This window comes from Streptomyces sp. W1SF4 (assembly GCF_003950035.1).
GTDB classification, from domain to species: domain Bacteria; phylum Actinomycetota; class Actinomycetes; order Streptomycetales; family Streptomycetaceae; genus Streptomyces; species Streptomyces racemochromogenes.
The window spans coordinates 265,099-288,693 of record NZ_CP034351.1 but is presented as its reverse complement, the minus strand read 5'-3'; the positions used below and the strand labels follow the sequence as shown (position 1 = coordinate 288,693).

At 72.9% G+C, this 23,595-nt stretch carries 17 protein-coding genes; 7 read left to right on the top strand and 10 right to left on the bottom strand.

Features of this window, described 5'->3' with window-relative positions; genetic code table 11:
* The first annotated feature begins 72 nt into the window (after positions 1-72).
* From D1J60_RS35175 to D1J60_RS35165, 3 genes are all read left to right on the top strand, one after another.
* On the top strand, positions 73-4,251 hold the full coding sequence (locus tag D1J60_RS35175; protein ID WP_241253707.1) for a ricin-type beta-trefoil lectin domain protein: 4,179 nt from the start codon (positions 73-75) through the stop codon (positions 4,249-4,251).
* A 107-nt stretch (positions 4,252-4,358) separates the two neighbouring features.
* Positions 4,359-5,261, top strand: coding sequence for a hypothetical protein (locus D1J60_RS37775; protein ID WP_206436694.1), 903 nt, complete (start codon positions 4,359-4,361; stop codon positions 5,259-5,261).
* Between the two features lie 78 nt (positions 5,262-5,339).
* On the top strand, positions 5,340-5,864 hold the full coding sequence (locus D1J60_RS35165) for a hypothetical protein (RefSeq protein WP_125824566.1): 525 nt from the start codon (positions 5,340-5,342) through the stop codon (positions 5,862-5,864).
* Between the two features lie 7 nt (positions 5,865-5,871).
* Here the strand turns inward: D1J60_RS35165 and D1J60_RS35160 are convergent, their stop codons facing one another.
* The 8 genes from D1J60_RS35160 to D1J60_RS35125 form a co-directional block, all read right to left on the bottom strand.
* Entirely contained in the window at positions 5,872-6,447 is a 576-nt protein-coding gene (locus D1J60_RS35160; protein ID WP_125600171.1) for a Uma2 family endonuclease, read from the bottom strand.
* A 163-nt stretch (positions 6,448-6,610) separates the two neighbouring features.
* Positions 6,611-8,608 (bottom strand): ATP-binding cassette domain-containing protein, encoded by a 1,998-nt coding sequence (locus D1J60_RS35155; RefSeq protein WP_125824565.1) that lies wholly within the window; start codon positions 8,606-8,608, stop codon positions 6,611-6,613.
* Positions 8,609-9,704: 1,096 nt separating this feature from the next.
* On the bottom strand, positions 9,705-11,138 hold the full coding sequence (locus tag D1J60_RS35150) for an FAD-dependent oxidoreductase (RefSeq protein WP_125824564.1): 1,434 nt from the start codon (positions 11,136-11,138) through the stop codon (positions 9,705-9,707).
* A gap of 98 nt (positions 11,139-11,236) precedes the next feature.
* Complete coding sequence (locus D1J60_RS35145) at positions 11,237-12,466, bottom strand: MAB_1171c family putative transporter (protein WP_125824563.1); 1,230 nt, start codon at positions 12,464-12,466, stop codon at positions 11,237-11,239.
* The gene (locus D1J60_RS35140) at positions 12,463-13,635 is read right to left on the bottom strand and encodes an MAB_1171c family putative transporter (protein WP_125824562.1); all 1,173 of its coding nucleotides are present in this window, start codon (positions 13,633-13,635) and stop codon (positions 12,463-12,465) included. The genes D1J60_RS35145 and D1J60_RS35140 overlap by 4 nt, the downstream gene beginning before the upstream one ends.
* 3 nt (positions 13,636-13,638) lie before the next feature.
* Positions 13,639-14,232, bottom strand: coding sequence for a toxin-antitoxin system, toxin component (locus tag D1J60_RS35135; protein WP_241253671.1), 594 nt, complete (start codon positions 14,230-14,232; stop codon positions 13,639-13,641).
* Between the two features lie 175 nt (positions 14,233-14,407).
* Positions 14,408-15,103 carry a helix-turn-helix transcriptional regulator gene (locus D1J60_RS35130; protein WP_241253670.1) on the bottom strand — a complete coding sequence of 232 codons (696 nt, stop codon included), beginning with the start codon at positions 15,101-15,103 and terminating at the stop codon, positions 14,408-14,410.
* Positions 15,104-15,262: 159 nt separating this feature from the next.
* Positions 15,263-16,762 (bottom strand): FAD-dependent monooxygenase, encoded by a 1,500-nt coding sequence (locus D1J60_RS35125; protein WP_125824560.1) that lies wholly within the window; start codon positions 16,760-16,762, stop codon positions 15,263-15,265.
* A 1,017-nt stretch (positions 16,763-17,779) separates the two neighbouring features.
* On the opposite strand from D1J60_RS35125, the gene D1J60_RS35115 reads away from it, so the two are divergent.
* Entirely contained in the window at positions 17,780-18,391 is a 612-nt protein-coding gene (locus D1J60_RS35115) for a barstar family protein (protein ID WP_125824559.1), read from the top strand.
* Between the two features lie 81 nt (positions 18,392-18,472).
* On the top strand, positions 18,473-19,519 hold the full coding sequence (locus tag D1J60_RS38915) for a DUF4259 domain-containing protein (protein WP_125824558.1): 1,047 nt from the start codon (positions 18,473-18,475) through the stop codon (positions 19,517-19,519).
* Here D1J60_RS38915 and D1J60_RS35105 read toward each other — a convergent pair.
* Positions 19,516-19,935, bottom strand: a complete 420-nt coding sequence (locus D1J60_RS35105) for a MerR family transcriptional regulator (RefSeq protein WP_125824557.1) — start codon at positions 19,933-19,935, stop codon at positions 19,516-19,518. The two genes, D1J60_RS38915 and D1J60_RS35105, sit on opposite strands and share 4 nt — an antisense overlap.
* Before the next feature lie 102 nt (positions 19,936-20,037).
* Here D1J60_RS35105 and D1J60_RS35100 point away from each other — a divergent pair, with 102 nt between their 5' ends.
* Complete coding sequence (locus tag D1J60_RS35100; RefSeq protein WP_125824556.1) at positions 20,038-20,865, top strand: oxidoreductase; 828 nt, start codon at positions 20,038-20,040, stop codon at positions 20,863-20,865.
* Positions 20,866-20,965: 100 nt separating this feature from the next.
* Positions 20,966-22,102: a serine hydrolase domain-containing protein gene (locus tag D1J60_RS35095; RefSeq protein ID WP_125824555.1), complete on the top strand. Its 1,137-nt coding sequence runs from the start codon at positions 20,966-20,968 to the stop codon at positions 22,100-22,102.
* A gap of 937 nt (positions 22,103-23,039) precedes the next feature.
* Here D1J60_RS35095 and D1J60_RS35085 read toward each other — a convergent pair.
* Positions 23,040-23,525, bottom strand: coding sequence for a lactococcin 972 family bacteriocin (locus D1J60_RS35085; RefSeq protein ID WP_164721109.1), 486 nt, complete (start codon positions 23,523-23,525; stop codon positions 23,040-23,042).
* Positions 23,526-23,595 lie beyond the last annotated feature (70 nt).

The window sequence follows — 23,595 nt, the reverse complement described above, 5'->3', positions numbered from 1 at the left end:
GTCAACGGGAGCTGTTAGCGTTCCCGCCCAGTTGCCAGTCACAACCACATTGGGGAGGCTGCCGTGGGGGGCATGCCGAGAAGAAGAAGGCCGGCCAGGAGGCCGGTCGCGCTGGCCGGACTGGTCGCACTGGCCATGGGCATCACCTCGGTCTGCGGAGCCGAGGGGGCCGCCGCGGCCGGGAAGCCCGGTGCCCAGAACGCCCAGCAGCAGCCGGAGCGACCGGCCACCGAGCGGGAGCGCGCCGAGAGCAGTGCCCTGGCCGAGGCCCGGCGCAGCGGCAAGCCCGTCCCCGTGCCGGCCGCGACGAGCGAGACCGACACGGTGGTCGCCAACCCGGACGGCACCCTGGGACTGACCCGAAGCGTCGTTCCGCTGCGTACGAAACGCGGAGGCGCCTGGGCCGAGCTGGACGCCACGCTGGTCAAGGAGCCCGGCGGCGCCCTGCGGCCGAAGGCGACGTCCAGCGCCCTCTCGCTGTCCGGCGGCGGTCCGGGCCCCCTCGCGATCCTGGACCAGGACGGCAAGCAGCTCGTCCTCAGCTGGCCGGAGCAACTGCCCGTACCGGTGATGGAGGGGCCGAGCGCGCTCTACCCGGAGGTGGCCCCCGGGACCGACCTCAAGGTCACGGCCGAGGAGAGCGGCGGGATCTCCCAGGTGCTGGTGGTCAAGTCCGCCGAGGCGGCGCGCCATCCGAAGCTGGCCAGGCTGACCATGGGGCTGAAGGGCAACGGCGTCACCGTCTCCGCCGACCCGGCGGGCAACCTGAAGGCCGCCGACGCCTCCGGCCGTACGGTCTTCCAGGCGCCCGCGCCGACCATGTGGGACTCGAGCTCCTCGGCCGTACCCGCTCCCGCTCCCGCCAAGTCCCTCCGGCCCGCCGGTACCGGCGACGGCTCCAACCCGCCCGCCCCGGCCCCCGCCAAGGCGGTCTCCGACAGCGAGGGACCCGGCGACACCGCCAAGGTCGCACCCCTGCCGACCGAACTCGGCAAGGACTCCCTCGCCCTCACCCCGGACCGCGCCTTCCTCGCCGACTCGTCGACCGCCTACCCGGTCTTCATCGACCCGGCTTGGCAGCCCACCAACCGCGGCACCCAGCACTGGGCCTGGGTCCAGGAGGCGTACCCCACCACCGTCAGCTACGACGACTACGGCGACACCTACGACCCCGGAGTCGGCTACCAGCACTGGCGCTCACGGATCGGCCTGGAGCGGTACTACGTCCAGGTCGACACCGGCGACCTGCGGGACAAGAGCATCAAGAAGGCCTCCCTCTTCGCCACCCAGTCGTATGCCGCCGACGCCACGTGCAGCCAGAACTACAACGTGGACCTGCACTCCACCGAGCCCCTGCTCTCGAACATCACCTGGAACACCCAGCCCCGCGACTGGGAGGTTCTGCGGACCGCCGCGCTCAACAGCTCGGGCGGCCCCGGCTGCCCTGGGGCGACCACTCGTGGTGAGTGGGACGTGCGCGACCACCTGATCGCGAACGAGTGGCGTGGCAGCCTCACCTATGGCTTGTTCGCCTCCAACGAGTCGAAGAACAGCGGGAACAGTTCCTTCAAGCGGTTCACCCGCAACAAGAACAACCTGCCCTTCCTCTACGTCGAGTACAACCGGGCCCCCTACGACCCGTGGGCGCTCGGCATGGCGCCCGCCCCGCAGAACCCGAACGGCAACGGCTGCGGCTGGGTCGGTGCCACCTCTTACGCCGGCCTGAGCCTCGGAGCCTGGATCGGCGACCCGGACAACCAGCCGGTCTCCGCGCTGTTCTACGTCAACGACGACGCCGGCAACGCCCTCGTCTACGACAGCGGCCGCGTCGGCGAGGCCACCGGCACCCACTGGACCTCCGTCCGGCCCACGAACCTCGCCGACGGACACACCTACACCTGGCGGGTCGCCGCCCACGACGGCGACATGGACTCCAAGTGGGTGAACGGCTGCACGTTCACCGTGGACACGCAGCCACCTTCCATCCCGGTCGTCACGTCGGCCGAATACCCGCCGTCCGGCGCCCTGCCGGGCTCTGTCGCACACGTCGGCCGGCCCGGTAGCTTCACGTTCAGGTCGACCGACCCGGTCAGCGGAGTCCTGTACTACGAGTGGGCGTTCAACTCGGCCATCCCGACGGGCGGCGCCAAGCGCCTCGACCCGCTGGCCGACGGTTCTGCGGCCATCCCCCTGACCCCGACGGCCTGGGGCACCAACATACTGCGCGTCCAGGCCGTGGACCGGGCGGGCAACCGCTCGCAGCAGCAGACGTACACCTTCTACGTGCCCGACGACCCGGACGCGAAGACGACGCTCGGCGACATCACGGGCGACGAGCGGGTCGACTTCGTCGCACCCGCCGCGGGCGGAGACCTCGTTGTCTACCCCACCGCCGTGGACCCGGCCGCCGGAGGTGTACTCGCCTCCAACGCCGCCAACAGCCCGGGCGCCAAGGGCTGGGGCAACGGCACCCTCACCACCCATCGCGGCGGCAACGGCATCCGCATCGACGACCTGTGGGCCTATCGCGACGGCCAGCTCAGGCTCTACCGCAACTCCCTCACCCAAGGCGGCCTCGCCGCGAACGGCGGCCTCTACTACACCGCCGCCAACTCCACACCGGTGCAGCGCCCCTACGCGGAGGACTGCACGGTGGCGGCCACCGGCCGGCCCTGCGGAACCTCGTACGCGACGGACTGGAGCCGGGTCCGGCAGATCCTCGCCGTCGGCGACGCACTGCCCGAACAGGGGGTCGAGCCGCGCAACGACCTGCTGACCGTCGAGAGCAACGGCTCAGGAGGCTCGCAGCTGGTGCTGCTCCAGGGGAAGGCCTCGACGGGAGCGCTGCGCGATCCGGTCGTACTCGTCCTCAGCGGCTCGGGCTGGGACGACCTCACCCTCATCGCCCCCGGCGACACCACCGGTGACGGCCTCCCCGACCTGTGGGCCCGTGACAACACCACGGGTGAGGTCTACCAGTACGCCAACGCCGCCGGGAACCCGGCAGCCCTGGGCGACCACAGCAAGCGCACCCGGATCGGCGGCGGCGTCACCGCCACCACCCATCCCGTCCTCGGCTCCTCCGGCGACACCAGCGCCGACGGCCTCCCCGACCTGTGGGCCCTCGACAGCCGCCACCGCCTGCTCACCTGGAACTCCACCGCCACCGGCGGCAAGGTCACCGGCTTCGGCAGCCCCCGGACCATGGGTGACTCCCGCATATCCACAGGCGCCTGGAAGTTGAACGAAGGCACCGGTACCGCCACTGCGGACCGGCGCGGCCGCAACGACGCCGCCCTCACCGGGACGGGTGCCACCTGGGCCGACGACACCGTCGCCGGCAGCGCCGCCAAGGTCGTCGACCTCAACGGCGCGGGCGCCACCGTCACCGCAGCGGGACCCGCCGTAGACACCAGCCGCAGCTTCACCGTCTCCGTCTGGGCCAAGACGGACAAGCTCGGCGGGGTGGTCGTCAGCCAGGACGGGCAGCGCTCCAGCGGGTTCAGCGTATGGTCCGACCCCGACGGCACCTGGCGCTTCGCCCTCGGCCGCGCCGACACCGACGGCTGGAACTACGACCAGGCGACCATCCGCAACGGCGCCGCCAAGGTACAGGTCGGGGTCTGGACCCAGCTCACCGCCACCTACGACGACACCACCGGCCTGATCGCCCTCTACGTCAACGGCACCCTCGCCGCCACCGGCCACCACGCCAAGGCCAACGCCTGGAACGCCACCGGCCCCCTGGTCCTCGGCCGGTACAAGACCCAGGGCACCCCTGACGCCTTCCTCGACGGCCGCGTCAGCGGCCTCACCGTCCACGACCACTCCACCGTCCCCTCCGCGCCCCGCACCAGCCTCGTCTCAGGCGTCAGTGACGCCAAGTGCGCCGACGACAACACCGGAGGCACAGCCGACGGAAACCGCATCCAGATCTGGGACTGCAACGGCAGCAACCCCCAGCAGTTCGAGATCCGCGAGAACGGCGAGGTCCGCATCCTCGGCAAGTGCGTGGACGCCGCCAATCACGGCACCCTGGTCCAGCTGTGGACCTGCAACGGCACCGGACCCCAGCAGTGGCTGCCCCAGGCCGACGGCAGCCTCTACAACCCGATGAACAACCGCTGCATGGATCTGCCCCAGGGGCGCACCGACAACGGCGTCCAGCTCCAGCTGTGGGAGTGCAACGGCACCAACCCCCAGCGCTGGCTCACCACCGGCCTCGCCTCACCCCTCGGCACAGCCGACTGACCAACCGCCGGCGTCCAGCGGCCGTCGTCCCTCACGCAGTTGGGGGCGGCGGCCGTAGCCGTTGCGTACGTTCCCCCGGCGAATCGCACGCGCATAGGATCCGGTCCATGGGACCGTTGAAGCCGAACCTCCTGGACCTGTTGGTTGCCCTGTTCTGCTTCGTGGCGGTGTTCGCCGTCATGGCGAAGGTCCTGCTCCCGCGGATCGGGAGGGCTCTCGTGGGGCGTGAGTACGCCGTCGCGGGGGTGTCGGGGCTGGCCGAGGAGACCCAGCTGGAGGCGCAGCGCGTGCTGGCCGTGTGTCAGGCGGAGTTGACCGCCGCACGGCACGAGGCCTCGCGGATACGGCAGGCCGCGCACGAAGAGGGGGCGGCGCTGCTGGCCGAGGTGCGCGCGGAGGGGTTGCGGGCGCGCGAGGAGATGGTCGCCGCTTCTGCCGTGCGGCTCCGGGCGGACCGGGTCGTCGCCGAGGCGGAGCTGCGCGAGGACGTGCTCGGGCTGGCCACCGAGCTGGCCGGACGCATCGTCGGCGAGCCGCTCACCGACGCCTTCTTCGCCGTACACGGCGGCTTCCGGTTCGGGTGGCGCGGCAGCCACTACCCCGGGAGGCCCGTCGAGGACCTGTGGCTGGCGGTCGGCAGGGATCCGGACGGCGGCTGGTACTTCGACGCGTACTCCCTCGGGCGCACGCCCCTGCCCGGCGGCGCACCGGTGGCCGCCGCGTTCGCGCGGTGGCTGCTGGCCGCCGCGCCCCAAGGCCGGTACGAGGAGGAGTTCCTGCTGCTCGACGGTGTACCCCGGAGCGGATCCCTGCTGACCGTGGAGGTGCTGCTGGGCCGGGAGGAGGCCGGCGGCCCCGAGTACCTCCAGGTGCTCCTGTCCGGCGAGGCCGGAGGGCACGCGTTCGAGGTGTGCGCACCGCTGGAATGCCGGCGGGTGGTCCGCGCCGAACTCGAGGCCGCCGCCCAGCGGCTCCTCGGCGCCGCGGAACGGTCGGCCGACCGGGCCTGAGGGCGGCTGGAAACTCCGTACGCCCCGGCGGCCTCGGGTGCGAGACTCTCGTGTTGATCGTTTACGGGGGAGCGCGCCATGCACCGAGGTACCGGACTGCTGACGAGACACGGCCTGGCCCTGGCGGTGTGCGCCGCGGCCGCCGTCCTGACGGGTTGCGGGTCCGGTGGCGAAGGGAAGGACGACTCCCCTGCCAGGGCCTCCTCCTCCGCGTCCGCCCCGGCCGCCACCGCGACGCGTGACTCCGTCGAGGCGGACATCGTGGCCGCCCTCCGCAAGGCGGGCGTCGACCCGGCGGTGGGCAAGTCCACCCCGGTCCGCAACGGGGCCAAGCGGCCTGACGCGTTCGACTGGATGGGGGTCCTCAGGGCTCCCGACGCCGAACCGGCCCGGGTCGCGGCCGGCGCCGAGCTGGAGCGCCTCGGGTGGCGGAAGGTCTCCGAGCGCGGCACGGTCCACCGGTACGAGAAGGGCGAGTGGACCCTGCTGGCCAGTGCCATGGGCGCGGAGAGGCTCCCGTCCCTCCCGGAGGGGACCGGCATGCTCTCCTTCACGGCCACGAAGCCCGGTTCCGCCGGAGGGGGCGACGGGGAAGCGCCCTGAGGCGGCGTCAGCGGACGTGGTTCTTGAGGACGTCGGTGTCGTCCAGGGTGATGTCCACCGGCGCGGGGATCCGTACGGTGTCGCCGAAGAAGAACGTCTGGGTGTGGTACCGGCCGTTGACCGGGTCGGCGTGCAGGACCAGCGAGCCGTTGTCGCGGTCGATGAGGAGGTAGACCGGGATCTCCTGTTCCGCGTAGGCGCGCGGCTTGTCCTGGCGGTCCCGCTGGTCGGTCTTCGCGTCGTACGAGGTGACCTCCAGGACCATGACGACGCCGTCCGCGGCCGCCCACTCCCCCTGGCCCGCGAAGTAGCCCTTGGGGGCGAGGACACCGTCCGGGCGGGCGTTGCCGTTCCCGTACGTCTCCACGCGCAGGCCCTGCTCCGGGTACAGGCGCAGGTCGGGGCGCTGGCGCATGCAGTGTTCCAGCAGCCACATGATGATCTCGCCGTGGTCGCCGTCGGGCACGGGCTTGACTCCCAGTTCTCCGTTGATGAGTTCGAGCTTGACGTCGTGCTGTGCGGCGGCTTCCGCGATGGCTTCGAAGGCCTCGCGGCTCATCTGCGGCCAGTCTCGTGTGATCACGGTGTCCTCCCGGTAGGGCCGTGGCCAGGGTATCCAGCCGCCGTCGGGCGCGGCACTCCGCGTCCGAGCCGCGTCCGAGCCGCGTCCGAGCCGCGTACGTGCCGCGTACGTGCGTGTACGGCGGCCGGCCGCCCGACGGAGGGGGTCGGGCGGCCGGCGCCGGTCAGGCCTGCGCCTCCGTGCCGCGGTAGCCGCTCGCCTGGAGGGTGAACATGGCGGCGTAGGCGCCGTCCAGGGCCATCAGCTCGTCGTGGGAACCGGACTCGACGATGCGGCCGCCGTCGAAGACCAGGATCCGGTCGCAGTCGACGACGCTGGCGAGCCGGTGCGAGATCAGCACCGTGATCTGGTCCTCTCGCAGTCGGCCGCGCAGCACCGCCTCGTACACGGCGTGCTCGGACGGCGGGTCCATGCTCGCCGTCGGTTCGTCCAGGAGGAGCAGGACCGCCTCCTGGTAGAGGCCCCGCCCCACGGCGATCTTCGCCCACTGTCCGCCGGAGAGCTGCTGGCCGCCCTTGAACCGCTTCGACAGCAGCGCGTTCCACTGGCCGGGCAGGGCGGCGATGACCGCGTCGGCGCCGGCGGCCCGTGCGGCGGCCATGGCGCGCGGGGGGTCGGCCTCGGTGAGGGTGCCGGCGCCGGCGGTGATGTTCGCCAGGGCGCTGAAGGGGAACCGGACGGGGTCCTGCAGCACGCAGGCGACCCGCTGGTGGACGGAACGGGCGTCCATCTCGCGTACGTCGACGCCGTCCCAGCGGACGCTGCCGCGCTGGGCCTCGTACAGCCCGGCCAGGAGCTTGGCGCACGTCGACTTCCCCGACCCGTTGAGGCCGACGAACGCCACCGTCTCCCCGGCGCGGAGGGTGAAGGAGACGCCGTTCAGGGCGGGCGTGTCCTTGCCGGGGTAGGTGAAGTGGACGTCGCGGACGGTGATTTCCCCGACCCGGTCCGGTGCCGGGACGCCGGTGGTGCGGGGCAGGAGGCGGCGGCTGCGCTCCTGGACGGCGAGGAGGTCGTCGACCCAGAGGGCGTGCTCGTAGACGAGGTGGGCGACCTCGATGAGCCGGGTGAGGGAGGACTGGCCCGCCTGGATGGCCAGGACGGCGCCGGCGCCCGCGGCCAGCGGCAGCCAGCCGGCGATCAGCATGGCCGCGAGGGCCGCGTAGGTGATGCCGGTGCCGACGCCGCCCACCGCCCGTCCGGCGAGGCCCAGGAGGGCGGAGCCCACGCCGAGGCGGGTGTCCTCCTCCGCGATCCGGGTGGTCAGGCGGCGGTGTTCCGCGAGCAGGGCGCCCTGGGCGGTGTCGGAGCGCAGCTCGGCGGCCGCGTCCACGTCGAGCAGCAGCCACGAGAAGACGCGTACGCGGCGTTGCAGGGCGTTCCAGCGTTTGAACGAGCGGAACCGGGCGCGTGCGCTGCGCACGGCGGCCACGCCCACGGGCAGCACGGACAGCAGGAGGAGCGGGAGGAGGGCGGGGTGGAGGACTCCGAGCACACCTGCGGTCCCGAGGAGTCCGAGGGCCGCGGCGGCGAGGGAGACGACCTGTCCGACGATCATGCGGGCGTAGAAGAGCCCGCGGTCGTTGGCGCGGTGGACCTCGTCGTGCCAGTCGGCGTCCTCGACGGCTTCGAGGCGCACGTGCGCGGTGAGGTGGAGGAACTCGCATTCCAGCGCGGTGCGGATCTTGGGGGTGACGCGGGCCTGGGCCACGGCCACGGCGGCTTCCAGCAGGGCCCGGGCGGCGAGGAAGCCGGCCACGAGGAGGATCTCGGGGACGGCGGCGCGGACCCGGTCGGGGGTCGGGCCCTCGGCGAACAGGTGCTGGAGGACCCGGACGGAGGCCATCAGGCCGAAGGCCGTCATGGCCGCGGAGGCCAGCTGGCAGACGACGGCGGCGAGGGTGGCCCGGCGGTCCGCCTGCCAGGCGAGCCGGCCGATGAGGGCGGTGATGCGGGGGAGGCGGACGAGCACCTGGCGCACGGTGGCGCTCGCGGCGGCGCCGTCGTGGACGGACCAGTACGCCTCTTCCAGCCCGTCGGTGACGTCGCCGCCCTCCGGCTCGGCGGGCACCGCGGCGGGGGGCGGGGGCAGGGACGGCGCGGCGGATCGCTGGCCGGGGACGGCGGGGGCGGGGGCCGCCGCTTCGGTGGGCTCGCTCATGCGGTCCACCTCGTGTCCGGTCGTACGGCGCGGTGCGCGCGGATGCCGGACGGCTGCGGCTGCTGCTGTGCGGGGCGGGCGGCGGGGGAGGTCCGCCGCCGATGTTCGAATCCGAGGCGACAGGGGGCGGGTGCGGGTTCGGGATGCACGGTGTCCTCCATCTGGGCGGCCGGTTGGCACTGGTGCTCCAAGAACGCCCCGGTTGCACGCCCGTAACGGCCCCGGAAGGGCGAATCCCTCGAACGCGAATACGGCCCCGGCGGGCGGGCCAGCAGCCGCCTGCCCGCCCGCCTTCGAACCCACACGTTCGAGTGGTCGGCGCCGCCCGGCACCCGATCAGGGGCTTGCGCGGCCCCTATCGCACTGCGGGGAGCGCGGAGGCCGGCGGTACGCGGGTGGGGGGCGGCGTCGGAACCGGCCCTCGGGTCGGCACGGACGTGGACGGGCTCGCCGTCGGACCGGGCGTGGCGGTCGGGGCCGAGGTGCACGTGGGGCTCGGCGACGGGGCCGGCGGGGAGGCCGGTACGGACGTCGGAGTCGGCGTCGGCACGGGGGTGGGGACCGCCGTGGAGGCCGGCGTCGGGGCGTACGTCGCAACGGCCGTGGACGTCGGAGCAGGGCTCGGGGCGGACGTCGGAACGGGTGTGGGCGCCGCGGTGAGGTCCGGCGCCGCAACCGCGGTCGGAGTCGGCTCGTACGACGGGACCGGCGTGCGCGTCGGAGCAGAGGTCGGGGCCCACGTCGGGACCGGCCCGAGGCTCGGAGGCGGGGTCGGGGCCGGTGACGCGCAGGTGGTGCTCGGGCTCGGTATCGGATCCGGCGTCGTGGGATCGGCGGCCCGGGCCATGCCGGTCGCGAGCGCGCCCCCGGCGACGACGCCGGACGCCGCGACCGCGACCGCGGTCATACGGACTCGGACTCGGAGATTGCGCATGCGATGGTTCCCCCCTGGTCAACACGCCGGCGCGGTCGCCGACCATGATCCAAAGCCAACACGCCCCGCCGCCGCCCCGCAACGGTGAATCCTGACCGGCCCTCACGGCCGGGAGGCCGCGGTACGGGTCCGGTTGGGTACACCAGAGCCGGTGCGGCCCGCTCAGGTGCGGGCCGGGGAGTGGGCGAGGGTGCGCTCGGTGGGGGTGAGGGGCGGGCCGGTCAGGGGTGGGCGGAGGGGGCCGCGCAGGGCGCCCAGGAGGACGCGCGGCCTGACCAGGGTGGTGAGGGGGGCCTGGAGGGAGGTGACGTCGAAGAAGTCCCTGGTCATGGTGGGGCTGCCGCAGCAGGTCTTCAGCAGGCGGTAGGTGTAGCCGGACACCAGCTTGTCCTTGAGCGTCGGGGTGCGGTGGGCGCTGCCCTGGACCCCCGGGTAGAAGACGTCGTGGCCGAGTGCCAGGTCCCAGGCCGCCGCGACCGGTCTGGCGACGGCCTTCTGGACCCGCCGCGCGAGCCGGGGAGCGTCGATTCCGTGGGCGGAGACGAGGTCGCGGAGCACGAGCGCGGCCTGGGCGGCCACGGACATGGCGTGCCCGTAGATGGGGTTGAACGCCGCCAGGGCGTCGCCGAGCACGACGTAGCGCTCCGGCCAGTTCCTGACGTTCTCGAAGTAGCGGCGGACGTTTCGGGTGCTGCGGCTGACCGTGACGCCGGTCAGCGGCTCCAGCCCGGAGATCATCCCGCCGATGAGGGGGTGGCGCAGCCCGCGGGCGAAGGGCTCGAAGTCCGCGCTGCTCGCGGTGGGTTCGCCTCCTCTGGTTCCGGCCGTGGTGACGATCCACTGGCCGTCCTCGATGGGGAGGATGCTGGCGCTCTGCCCGGGGCGTGCCGTGCGGGGGTCGGACTGCACGACGACGAGGGGGAAGCCGGTCGTTCCCTCGGGTGCGCGGAAGATCCGGCTGGCGTACGTGAGGCCGAGGTCCAGGGAACGCTCGGGTGCGGGTCTGACGCCCAGGTCCTCCAGGTGCCGCGGGGCCCTGGATCCCCGTCCGCTCGCGTCGACGACGAAGTCGGCTTCCAGGACCGCCTCCCGCCCGTCCGCCCCGCGGATGCGGACACCGGTGACGCGGTCGGCGGTGCCGGTGAGGGCGTCGGCCCGGGTGCGGTGGAGGACGGTCACCGCGGGGTCGGCCAGCAGGAGTTCGCGTACGGCGTGGTCCAGCACGCCGCGGCTGCAGGCGATGAGGAAGGCGGTCTCGGCGCTCCAGCGGCGGAGCCAGCCCTCGGGGGTGAAGGCGACCATGCCGGTGGGGATGGGGATGCGGTTCGCGCCGGCGGACATCCACCGGTCGGTGACGCCGGGCAGGAGGGCTTCGGTGGCGTGCACTCCGGTGCTCCAGAACATGTGGGCGTGGCTCGCCTGGGGAAGGCCCCTGCGCGGGCCCGGCCCGGTCGGCAGTTCGTCGTTCTCGAGGATGAGGATTTCGTCCACCGCCTCACGCAACGCGGCGGCTGCCAGGGTTCCGGCCAGGCTGCCGCCGATAACGATGGCCCGGCGCCGTACCGGGCGCGCGGGTGTGCGGGTGAGGTGGGGCATCTGGCTGCTCTCTCGTGTGCCGCCGCCGGCGGGCGGGGACGGGGGACGTGGGGTCGGCACGGGCCGGGGGCCGTGCGGGTGCGGGGAGGGCCGGTCAGTCAGGCATCCGCGCGGCCCAGTGGCGCCGGCGGAGTGTCGCGGTGCGGTCCGACCAGGTCGGAACCGTTCCGCGAGGGGGACGGCCGCCCGCATTCCCGGGTGGAGGTCTCGTCGAGTACGGCGAGGACGCGCAGCACGTCCGAGAGCCGGACCAGTTCTTCGTCGTCGATCGAGAGCATGTCCTCGGCGCCGCTTCCCGCCCGGCCGGGCGGGGTGCCGCGCAGGGCGTCGAACGCCGCGACCAGCATGGCGACATGGCGTTCCGCGTCCGTTCGGGGCCCGCCGGAGGGGGTGTGCGGCTGTTCCCCGGCCGGTGCCGGGTGGCCCAGGCGCGGCGCGAGAAGCCGGAGTCCGTCGCGGATGTCGCAGGTCCGGCGGAGCTGGCGTTTGCCTAGCGAGGACCACCAGGGGATGCGCACCGGTTCGTAGGGGGTCACCGCGCGCATGACCAGCCACAGCGGGCGCAGCCGCCGGTACTGGGACCACCGTCGCCACAGGCCCGCCGCCGCCTGGCTCGCCGAGGGCAGGGCGAGGCCGACGCACTGGAGGAGCGAGGCCAGGGAGGACACCGTCGGGGCGAGGGTGGTGCTGATGCCGTCCCAGTCGTGGCCGGCCCATCGCGCGCCGATGGCCAGCAGCTTGCAGGCGACGTACACGAGGCTCAGGGACGAGCCGGTCACGATGAGGAGCAGTCCGCTGCGCAGGAGGCCCGGGATCTCACGGGACCAGCGCCAGCACAGACGGGCCAGGACCAGGTTCGCCAGCCCGTACGAGAGCACGCAGAGGACGACCATTTCCCGGAGGTAGGGGGTGGTGGCGTAGTAGGTGTCGAAGTCCAGGCGGCGTTCCACGGGTGCCTCGCCGTAGGCGAACAGGGTGAACTGGGTGGCGATCACCGCTCCGTAGATGCCGACGCACCAGCGGGTGGCGGCCCGGCGCCGTTCCTCCGGGCCGCCGCGCCAGATGATGGTGAGGTTGATCAGTGCGGCGCTGGCGGCGGTGACGATGCCGTAGACGAGCGGGACCGAGAAGTTGGGGATGCCCGTGAGCGCGTTCACCTGGGAGATCGTCGGCGGCGCCGCGAAGAAGAAGACGGCGGCGCCCAGCGGCAGGAGCAGGGACACCGAGCGGACGAGGGGATCGCGCCAGTGCCTGACGAGTCTGGGGACCCTCAGTGCGAAGGCCGCGGAGAGGACGCCGACGAGGAGGTAGAAGTACAGGGTGGTCATGCGTGCACCCCCTCCGGGGCGGGGCTGCGCGGTTCCCTGGGGAGAAGACGCTCCAGCGCGAGCGAGAGCCGTACGAGGTCGCTCCTTCCGGCGGGTTGCGGCCGGAGCTCCTTGAAGGAGGCGACGACGCGGCCCTCGGGGTCGGCGCGCCGCGCGTCGACCGCGGCGATGACCATGAGCGCGTCCGCTTCGGCGGCGGCGTCCTCGTCGGTGGCGCCGCCGGCCAGCGCGTCGGCGAGTGCGCGGGCCCTCAGGTCGAAGTCGAAGTAGGGGTTGAGGGTGAGCAGTCCGTCGTGGATGCCCGCTTCGCGGTGCAGTCGGCGTACGCCCACGGTGGCGAGCAAGGGCATCCGCACCACTGCCGCGGCCGACGTCAGCCCGTGGAGCAGGCGTGAGAGGGTGCCCAGCCTCCGGTACCGGGTCCAGTCCCTCCAGGGTTCCTCGAAGCGCTGCACGATGAGGGGGACGCCGAATCCGAGGAGGATGGAGCAGAAGGAGGCCGCGGCGAAGGGCGGTGCCGCCTTCGTGCTCAGGACGTCCCAGTCCGCTCCGGCCCATCGGGCGCCCAGGGCCGCGAACTTGCACAGGTCGAAGCCGAGGGCGAGGGTGCAGCCGGCGATCATGAGGCCCAGGCCCGCGCGGAGCTCCCGGGACACGGCGCTCAGCCAGCGCCGGCCCAGGGAGGCCATGAGCACCGCCGCGGCGGAGTGGCCCACCAGGTAGAGCACGATCATCTCGCGCATGTACGGCGTGTTGGCGTAGTAGGTGTCCAGGTCCTGGAGCCGTTCGACGGGCGCCTCGCCGAGGGCGAAGAGCACGTACATCGCGGCGGCCAGGCCCGCGTACGTCGCCGCGCACCAGCGTGTGGCCCGGCGGATGCGGGCCGGCGGGCCCCCGCGCCAGTTGATGATCAGGATGATGCCGGATCCGCAGCAGGCCATCAGGATCGAGTAGAGGAGGGGCGCGGCGAAGTTCGGCACGCCCGTCGTCTCGTTGACCTTAACGATCATGGAGGGCGCCCCGAAGTACAGGACGCCCGTGGCCGTCAGCAGGTACGCCGCCACGGACCGCAGGAGGGGGTCGCGGGCGTTCCTGCGCAGGCTGGGGAGCCTTACGAGCACGGCCAGGGTGCCCAGTACGGCGGGGATGAGGAAGGCGGGATCGGACACGGGTCAGCCCCGTGCGCCGGGCCGGCCCAGCGCGGCCGCGATCCGGCCGGACGGGGTGCCGCGGTCGTGAGCGGGAGCGCCGGGAGCCGTCAGCAGGTGCCGGACGGCGTGGGCCAGTTCCAGGCCGTACCGCTCCGCGGCCCGCTCCTGTTCCTCGTGCTGCCTGGTGGCCTCGGGATCCTCCTCCGGGAGGTCGGGACCGTGGCGTCCGGCGACGGCGAGGGCCGACTCCACGACCTGTCGTAAGTCGGCGTCGTGGCCCAGCAGCCGGGCCGCCGCGGAGTCCTCGGACGTGTGGTCGTGGCAGTGGCCCAGTTCCAGGTGGCGCAGCTCGTGCCCGGTGATGACGATCTGGTGCTCGGCCACGGTCTTCTGTTCCACGATGACGAGGTCCCGGTCCCCGATGTTCAGGGCGAGACCGCTGACCGTGCCCGGCGGGAAGGGCATGGTCTGAAACTCGATCTTCCGCTTTCGGCGCTCCCCCATGGCGTCGCACAGCGCGCGGCAGACCACCTCTGCCGGGACCGGGGACTTCAGATGGCCGATCCCGTCGACGAGGGCACCGATGGACTGCCGCATCTCCCGCTGCCTGAACACGTGTTTCTCCCCTGACCCTGTTCCGCGGGGGGCGGGAGTTCGCGCCCCGGCGGATTCCGTGCGACCTGCCGGCACCGCCCCCGCACAGCGGCCGGTCGCCTCACCTGCCCGTCGCGCCACGACCGGTGCGGGGCAGTGCCCCCCGAGTCCCCTGGCGCGTACGGAACAGCACGTCTCAGTACGCATCGCCGGCCGGCTCCTGCCGTCCCGCCGAATCTCCTTCGGCCGCGCGCTCCTCCATGTAGTTGTCGAGCCATTCGAGCAGCTTGGTGCGCCCCTGGTCGGGCAGCAGGGCGGCGCGCAGGGCGATGCCGTCGACGCCGTGGCGCTCGTACAGACTCGGGCGGCGGCCGGCGTCGGCCGGGGCCGCCGCGAGCGCGCCGCGCTCGCTGTGTTCCTGGTACTCCTGGAGCAGCGACTTCTCCACGACGGCGAGCGCGCAGCTCAGGGCCTCGGTGTCCTCGGACTGGAGGAAGCCCGCCGGGCGCCCGAAGAAGCGTTCCAGGCGTGCGCAGTGGTCCATGGTCGGCCGGCGGTCGCCGCCGAGCAGCGCCTGCACCTGCTGCCGGGAGATGCCGCTCTGCCGGGCGATCTCGCCGTGCGAGAACTTCCGGCCGTTCTCCTTGCGGTACGTCTCGTGGAGGAGGTCGAGGCGCTGCCGGAACCTCTTGTGGATGTCCGGCTCACCGGCTGGGCGGCCCTGGAGGAGTGCCCGTACGACGTCGAGGGGAACCCCGCAGGCGCGGTGCAGTTCCTCCGGGACCAGTACCTCGTCCCGGCTCCGGCCGAGCTTGGCCCCCAGGTCGGCGATACGTCCCACGGCTTCGGCCAACTGCGGGACGGTCGCCGCCGATACGGAGAAGGCTGTCACCGGCTGGTCTCCCGAAGTCGCGCAGGACGGACCATCCCGGGGTGCCGGGGTGGCAGGGCCGTTGGAGTGGCAGCCGCAACGCCGATGCTGCCACAGCAGTGGCAGGTGTTCCATAGAACTCCGGCCAATCTGCCACAGCCGTGGCAGGAAGCCGGTCTCTCACCCGAGGCGGGAGGAAGGATCCTGGCTGGGCGCGGCGGCGGCCTTGCGTTCGGCGTCGGTCAGCGGGGGTGCCTGGAGGTGCGGCTTCCGCGGGCCGAAGAGCATCGGGACCAGCACGTCGGGGGAGAACAGCCGGGTCGCGGGCTTCTCCAGGCTCATGACGTCCAACAGGGCGCCGAGCGCCCGGGGGCTGCGGGCGGCCGTCTCGACGGCGCGGTCGACGAACCGGGTGAGGAGCCGCTCGACGGCCCTGGGCGGTGTGGCGCCGGCATCGGGGTAGCAGGCGTCCTGGCCCACGGCCAGGTCCCATGCGGCGGAGACGGGCCGCGCCGCCGCGCGCTGCACGCGGCGGGCCGCGCCGGGGGCGGTGGGACCGGCGTCGGCCAGTACGGCCCTGAGGGCGAGGGCGGACTGGGCGGCCACGGTGAGGCCGTGCCCGTAGACGGGGTTGTAGCCGGCGACGGCGTCGCCCAGGACGACGAACCCGTCGGGCCAGTCCTTCATCTTCTCGTAGTAGCGGCGCTGGTTGGCGGTGCTGCGCGTGGTCACGACGTCGCCGAGGGGTTCGGCGTCCTTGATGAGCTCGCCGATGACGGGGTCGCCCAGGCCCAGGGCGAAGGAGGCGAAGGCGTCGGGGTCCTTGGTGGGTTCGCCGCCGCGCGAGCCGGAGAGGGTGACGATCCACCGGCCGTCCTCGACGGGGAGGATGATCCCGCCCTGGCCGGGGGCCTTGGCCGGGCTGGCCTGCACGTTGACCAGCGGGAAGCCCTCGCCGGTCGTCCCGGGGGCCCGGAAGGTGCGGGTGGCGTAGGCGACTCCCGCGTCGACCTGCCGCTCGGTGACGGCGGGCAGGCCGAGGGCCTGGAGCCAGGCCGGGGCGCGTGATCCGCGCCCGGAGGCGTCGACGACCAGGTCGGCGGTCAGGGTCCGCGTCCCGGTGCCGATCCGGGCGGTGACGCCCGTGACGCGGGTCGCTGTGCCTTCGAGGCGCTCGACGACGGAGTCCTCGTGGACGGTGATGCGGCCGGTGCCGGGGGCGCGCTGGACGTGGTCGCGCAGGACGTGCTCGCGCAGGACGTGGTCGCGCAGGACGTGGTCGAGGAGGTTGCGGGAGCACACGAGGATGCGGTGGGGGGTGGTGCCACTGCCGTCGCCGCTGCCCGTGCCACGGCCACCGAAGCGACGGAACCAGACCTCGTTCGGGGCCCGGGAGACCATGTCACCCATGATGGGGACCAGTCGGCCGCCCTCGGCGACGACGCCGTCGACGAAGCCGGGAAGGAGTTCCTCGAAGGCCCGCACGCCGCCGCTCCAGACGAGGTGCGCGTGGCGGGCCTGCGGCACCCCCTTGCGGTCCTCGGGGCCGGAGGGCAGCGTGTCGCGCTCTATGAGCGTGACGTCGGCGAACTCGGCGAGGACGGAGGCGGCGAAGAGGCCGGCGGCACTGCCGCCGATCACGAGGGCGGTGGGCCGACCTGAGTTGGCTGTGTGTGACATGTGACGCTTTCTGTCGTGGCCGCCTGCCGGCGGATCCTCGCGGCGGTCCGGGTGCGGCGGAACGCGCGCGAGGGCTCGTGGGTGGGGTGGTGCCGTCCCGGCGCAGGCTGCCGCCCGGCGGGGACTCCTCAGGTGCGTCAGCAGGACCGAGCGCTCCCCCAGCGCCCGGGTACGCGTGCGAACGGTGCTGCGATCACCGAGTTACGTGTAGTCACCATACTTGCCGCAGGCACCTTTTGGGCCGGCGTCGATCCGGTTCCATGCGGTCCCCGCTCGGTCCCGTTCAATCCAGTTCGGTCACGTTCGGTCCCGTTCTTCGGGCGGGCAAGGGCGTTCGGCTGACGCTCCCCGGGTCGGGCCGTCACCATGGCCCCATGACCGTCCCCAGCCCCGCCCAGCGGCTCGCCGACCACGTCCAGCACCTCCTCGGTGAAGGGCCGTTCCCGCCGCCCGGCGGATGGACGCACATGGGTGCCGTCATCTGCGACGTCAGCTTCCAGCCCCGCTGCAACTACGAGGCCACGCTGCGGCCGCGCCTCCTGCGGCTCCAGGAGAGCTGGCCGGACGCGAGCACGGTCAGCGGGTTCCGCCGCCGTCTGGCCACGGAGGACCTCGCCGTCGCCATGAGCTTCCACCACGCCCGCAAGGTCGCGACGGCCCGCACCCTCACCGACCTCCTGGCCGGCCACGGCGTCGACACCCGCCACGACCTCCGCGCCTGGCTCGACCACCCGTCCAACCGTGCCGCCCTGCGCACGGTGAAGGGGGTCGGGCCGAAGAGCGTCGACTACATCGGCAACCTCGTCGGCCGCTCGCAGGTGGCCGTCGACGTCCATCTGCGCGCCTTCGCCGCGGACGCCGGCGTCACCGGCCTCCCCTACGAGCGGCTGCGCGCGGCGTACGAGGAAGCCGCCGCGCTCCTCGGGCACGACGCGGCCGGACTGGAGCACGCCGTGTGGCGGCGGGGGCTGTGCCGGGGACCGGGACGGCGTGACCGGCGCCGTGTGAGGATCGGCCATGGACACCCGCCCGGACGCCCCCGATCCGCACGCCCCCACCCTCACGGAACGCCGCCCGCCCTGGGTCGTCTTCACCCGCCGCGACGACCCCTGGGTCACGGCCGGGACGGCCGCGCTCCGGGAACGGGGCGGGCGCGTCTTCCGGCTGGACGGCCGGGAGATGCGGGAACCGGCCTCGCTGTTCGCCGCCTTCGCGCGGGCCCTGTCGTTCCCCGGCTACTTCGGCCGGAACTGGCCCGCCCTGGTGGACTGCCTGCACGACTGGCACGGCCACGGGGGCGACAGCAGGGACGCCGCCGTCCTGATCGACCACGCCGACGCCCTGCTCGACGCCGACTTCACGGGCCTCTTCGTGTCCGTGCTCTGCGAGGCGGCCTGGAAGGCCAACCTCCAGCTGGACGCCGACGGCATCCCGCACGAGGACCAGCCGCCGTTCACGCTCCACTTCGTCTTCCTCCTCGAACGCGTCCCGCCCGCCGCCTTCGCCCCGGCCGCCCGGCGGGGCGCGGACGTCGGCGTGGCCATGGAGGACGGCCGGCTCACGGCAACCCTCACCGGCGACGACTGGCCGGAGCAGTCGGCCCCTGCGAAAGCTGACCCGTCCCGCTGACCCGTCCGCTGACCCGTCCCGCGTACGCCGCTGTCAGTGGCGGCTGACAGCATCCCCGAGCACCCCACCTCAAGGAGCTCCATGGGTACCTGGGACGTCGGCCTCTTCGACAACGACACCGCCGCCGACTTCGGCGGCACCCTCGACGATGCCGCCGAGGCCGAGCGGCCCGGCCTCGTACGGGACGCGCTCGTCCGCGTCCTCGACGCCGAGGACCCCCTCGACCAACACCTGGCCGTCGAAGCGGTGGCGGCAGCGGCGCTCGTCGCCGCACAGGGCCCCGGAGGGCGGCCCGTCACCAGCCCGTACGGGCCGGACCTGCCCGTCCCCGAGCTTCCGGCCGGCCTGCGGGACCTCGCCGTACGCGCCCTGGACCGCGTCGCGGCCGAGCCGTCCGAGCTGCGCGAACTCTGGGCCGAGACCGTCGAGTACCCGCGCTGGCTCCGCGGCCTGGACCGCCTGCGCAGGGTCCTGGCCTTCCCCGCCCCGCAGCCGGTGGCCCGTTCCTGGGCCCGGATCGACGCCTGGACGCGCCGGCACGCCCCCGCCTCGTACGCCCTGCTCGCGCCGCCGGCCGACCCCGTCGAAGTCGAGGCGGCACAGGACGCGATGGGGGTCCGCTTCCCCGCCGACCTGCTGGAATCACTGGCCTGCCACGACGGGATCACCCAGTGGGCGAACCTGCTGCCCGGCCAACCGCCCATGTCCGTCGCGGGGATGCTCGCCCACTGGCGGATGTGCGTCGAGATCGCCGGTGACGACCCCGACCTGACGCAGCCCCACGGCGACGGTGAGGACGACGAACCCTGGTGGCACCCGCAGTGGATCCCCTGGGCGCAGAGCGACGGCGACTCCCAGGTCATCGACATGCGCGAGGGGCCCGGCCGGGGCCGCCTGGGCACTGCGTCACACGACGAAACCGGCCACTTCGGCGACGGCTGGCCCTCCCTGGCCGTGTACCTGACCGCGGTGGCCGACGCGCTCGACCAGGGCACAGAAGCGGATGAAATGACTCCGTACCTCACCCCGCAGGGGGAGCTGTGGTGGGACTCCCCGGGCGAGACCGAGCTGAACGGCGAGCCGCTCACCCCCGCCCCCGCGGCGGGCGGCGCTTCCGGCCGGGGCTAGGGCGTCTCGGGTTCCGGGCGGGGTGACGGGTTCCAGAGGCGGTCGGCCTCGCCGCGGGCGATGTGCTCCTCGTAGATCCGCACCTTGTGCCGCATCACGTCCAGGGCCTCCCCCAACTCCCGGATCCGCGCCTCCACCTGGCGCTCGTGCCGGCGCAGCAGTTCCAGCCGCTCGTGTTCGTTGCCCGGGCCCTGGCGGGCCAGTTCGACGTACTGCCGGATCACCGGCAGCGGCATGCCGGAGGAGCGCAGCTTGGTGCAGACCGCCAGCCACTGCACGTCCGCCTCGTGGTAGACGCGGCGGCCGTTGGACAGGCGGCGCACCGGGTTGGCGAACAGCCCCTCCCGCTCGTAGAAGCGGAGCGCGTGCACGCTCAGCCCGCTGCGCCGCGCCACCTCGCCGATGCTCAAGTCCACGAGTGACCCCCGTCACAGAGTTGTTGATCTAGACCCGACTCTAGCTTCTAGCCTCGGACCATCAGCCAGTCAGTCAGCCAGATGATCGGATTGTGGGAGAACATGGGCGTTTGGTTTGTCACCGGGGCATCGCGCGGACTCGGCGCGGAGATCACCCGTGAGGCGCTGCGCCGGGGGCACGGCGTGATCGCCACGGCGAGGAACGCGTCGGCGCTGCTCGAGGCGTTCCCGGAGAAGCCGGACGGCCTGCTGGCGGTGGACGCCGACGTGACCGAGCCGGAGCAGCTGGAGGCCGCGGTGGCGGCCGGTCTGGCGGAGTTCGGCCGGATCGACGTCGTCGTCAACAACGCCGGCTACGGACTCGTGGGCGCGATCGAGGAGACCTCCGACCGGGCCGCCCGGGACCTCTTCGACGTCAACGTCTTCGGCGTCCTCAACACCCTGCGGGCGACCCTGCCGACGCTGCGCGCCCAGCGGTCGGGACACGTCCTGAACATCGGCTCCGTGGGCGGCTTCGCCACCGCCCCGGCGGTCGGGCTGTACGGCGCGTCGAAGTTCGCCCTGGAGGGCATCACCGAGGCGCTGCACGGGGAGCTCGCCCCGCTGGGCGTCCGCGTCACGATCATCGAGCCGGGCGGCTTCCGCACCGACTTCCTCAGCGGCTCCAGCATCCGCGTCGAACCGGCGGCCATCGCCGACTACGCCGCCGGCGCGGGGCCGGTGCGCGAGGCGATGGCCGCGAACGACGGGCTCCAGCCGGGCGACCCCGTCAAGGCGGCCAAGGCCGTCGTCGACGTCACCGAGGCCGCCGAGCCGCCGCTGCGCCTCCAGCTGGGCGCGGACGCGGTGGAGCGCGTCGAGGCGAAGCTGGACCTGGTACGGCGTGAGCTCGACCAGTGGCGCCGGACCTCCCTCTCCACTGCCATCTGAGCCCCCCTCCCCCGGATCGCCGCGCGGGAATAGGGAGCGCCGGGCGGCGGGTTGCCCGAACTGCAAGATCGACATGCGGTTCGGGAGGGGTGGGGCGGGCATGGCAGTCCACGGCACGGTGGTCGCCGGTTTCGAAGGGGTACGGGCGGAGTTCGGCGCCTTCCTCGCGGGTGAGGAGCACGCGCCCGGCGCGCAGCTGGTGGTGTACCGGGGCGGCGAGCGGGTGGTCGACCTGTGGTCGCAGGGGGTGGGCGCCGAGTCCCTGCTCGGCGTGTTCTCGTCGACCAAGGGTGCGGCGTACCTGGTGACGGCGCTGCTGGTGCAGGACGGCCTGCTGGACCTGGACCGGACCGTCGCCTCGTACTGGCCGGACTTCGCCGCGGAAGGCAAGGGCGGGGTCACGCTGCGCGAGTTGCTGGCCCACCGGGCCGGGGTGATCGGCGTGGACGCCGGGTTCTCGATGGAGGAGCTGGCCGACGACCGGGCCATCGCGGCCCGGCTGGCGGGGCAGCGCCCGTTCTGGCAGCCGGGGCGGTTCTTCGGCTACCACGCCCTCGTGATCGGCGCCCTGGTCGGCGAGGTGGTGTTCCGGGCCACCGGGCGCACGCTCCAGGACTGGTACGAGGAGCGGGTCCGGGCCCCGTACGGGCTGGACCTGTGGCTGGGGCTGCCGGAGTCGGAGGAACCGCGCGTCCTGAGCACGCTGCCGATGCTGCCGACACCGGAGCAGGCGGCCGAGATCGAGGCGGGCGCCGCGAGCCCGTACGGGCTGGGCGGGATCGCCTTCAACAAGCACGCCCCGGGCAACGTCGACCTGTACGCCTTCCCCAACTCGCGCGCCGTGCGGGCCGGGGGCCAGGCGTCGGCGGGCGGGCTCGGCTCGGCGCGCGGCCTGGCGGGCATGTACGCGGCCGCCGCCTTCGGGCTGGAGGGGCAGGGGCCCCTGCTGAAGCCGGACACGGCCGCCGAGTTCGCCCGGATCCACTCCGAGGGCAAGGACCTCGTCAGCGGCGTGGCCAAGGCGTTCGGCCTCGGCTTCCAGAGCTACGGCCCCCACTTCCCCGTGCTCGGCGCGGGCGCCTTCGGCCACAGCGGCGCCGCGGGCTCCCTCGCCCTGGCCGACCCCCGCCAGGGCTTCGCGTACGCCTACACCCGCCGCCGCTACGCCTTCCCGGGCGGCGCGGCCCCGGAGAACGACCGCCTGCTGCGCTCGGTGGTCCGCGCCCTCGCCGCCTGAGGGGCCGGGGTGCGGGTGCGTACGCCCGGCCTGCCCGCTGGGCGGTACACCCCGCGGTCGGCCGTAGCCGGCGGGGCCGCCGTCGCCCGTCGTGAGGAGCCGCGCCGCGCTTGTCGAGGTGTTCGGGACGATCAGCTTCCCGGGGCTGTTCGACGATGCCTTGGTTCGGCTCGGCTACGCCGAACACGCCGGCTCCACACTGCGTGTCCTACGAGGGCAAGGGCGACAACGCATGCTGCGACCCGAGTCACGTTCCAGGTGACAGCGAAAACCGTCCCCTGCGAGGCCGCCTCCACGCGCAATCGCTGGGTCGCCTCGAAGAATGCGATGAACGGAACGAGCAGACGGAACAAGACGCTGGCGAATCCGGGCGTTCGCGCTACGTTCCCCATCAGCCCCAGGGGTGCACCGAACACGAAGGCCGCCAACCCCCAGACCACGATCTGCCCTTGGCCGGAATTTCCGGATCCGATCTCCATTCCAGCCGGAACAGAGGTGGCGGCTTCCATCCCAACCGGGATAGTGGGGTTCATCTCCTTGAATACGTAGTACACGACCACGCCGATGGCCAACCCCAGGGACGCCAGCAACATCGACTCGATTTTGGATCGGCGAAAAGAGCCCACCAAGAACGCGTAGCATGCCCACGGCCAGCCACTGGAGAAAACAATACCGAAGGCGGCGCAAACAGGGTTGTCTGTTTTCCCCGCCAGGGGGCCCGCCAGGCCGACCAGCAGACCCGCCCCGAGAGACACGAGCACCGGAACAATGCGGGCCCATACAAAGGGTGCGATTTTCCTTCCCCCGTTCAGTGAGTGAGTACGAGGTGGAGGCGCGGCCGCTCCGAGGCTGGCACGGGCGACCGTGCAGCCTCGGAGCGGCTTGCCAACCTACCGCACCTTCCGCTGAGTTACTTCTTGGTGCGGGCGATCAGAAGCTAGTCGACGCTGTAGTAGCTGGAGCAGGTGTAGGCGAGACCCGCAGTCAGGTTCGCGTTGGACGTACCACCGGCCGGAGCCCAAACCCGACGTGTGTCGCCCGCGAGCTTCACCGTGGAGGAGTGCCCCTTTGACCCGTGAAGGTAGTTCGAGTAGCAGTACTTGTTGATCACGCCGGGGCTGACTTCCCTCGCCGACCAGCCATAACACCAGGTACCACCGCTGGACGGGCTGAGGCACGCCTGCGACTGCGGACCGAAGGATGCGGCCGCCGTATCCACCTTGAACGTCACCACACCCCATTCAGAGGGGTCGCCCAGACTCGCAGGCGGCTGAGTGCCGTCACCACGGTGGTGGACGGTGACGATGGCTCCGGAGGCACTGGCGGCCACGGACGCATCTGCGGCGGCCGGCGCGGCGAGGCTTACAGCCGCGATGGCCGCACTCGCGATGGAGAGAGCGATGGTTCTACCGGAAATCTTCACAAGATCCCCTCCCTTGATTCCCCCTGTTGGGAACGAGGGGAGATGCTTCACTGACCCACACCCACCAGCA

Coding starts and splice junctions, on each gene's coding strand:
- D1J60_RS35175 (WP_241253707.1), top strand. CDS start 73: ATGCCGAGAAGAAGAAGGCCGGCCAGGAGGCCGGTCGCGCTGGCCGGA.
- D1J60_RS38915 (WP_125824558.1), top strand. CDS start 18,473: ATGGGTACCTGGGACGTCGGCCTCTTCGACAACGACACCGCCGCCGAC.
- D1J60_RS35145 (WP_125824563.1), bottom strand. CDS start 12,466: ATGACCACCCTGTACTTCTACCTCCTCGTCGGCGTCCTCTCCGCGGCC.
- D1J60_RS35100 (WP_125824556.1), top strand. CDS start 20,038: ATGGGCGTTTGGTTTGTCACCGGGGCATCGCGCGGACTCGGCGCGGAG.
- D1J60_RS37775 (WP_206436694.1), top strand. CDS start 4,359: ATGGGACCGTTGAAGCCGAACCTCCTGGACCTGTTGGTTGCCCTGTTC.
- D1J60_RS35125 (WP_125824560.1), bottom strand. CDS start 16,762: ATGTCACACACAGCCAACTCAGGTCGGCCCACCGCCCTCGTGATCGGC.
- D1J60_RS35095 (WP_125824555.1), top strand. CDS start 20,966: ATGGCAGTCCACGGCACGGTGGTCGCCGGTTTCGAAGGGGTACGGGCG.
- D1J60_RS35115 (WP_125824559.1), top strand. CDS start 17,780: ATGGACACCCGCCCGGACGCCCCCGATCCGCACGCCCCCACCCTCACG.
- D1J60_RS35165 (WP_125824566.1), top strand. CDS start 5,340: ATGCACCGAGGTACCGGACTGCTGACGAGACACGGCCTGGCCCTGGCG.
- D1J60_RS35155 (WP_125824565.1), bottom strand. CDS start 8,608: ATGAGCGAGCCCACCGAAGCGGCGGCCCCCGCCCCCGCCGTCCCCGGC.
- D1J60_RS35150 (WP_125824564.1), bottom strand. CDS start 11,138: ATGCCCCACCTCACCCGCACACCCGCGCGCCCGGTACGGCGCCGGGCC.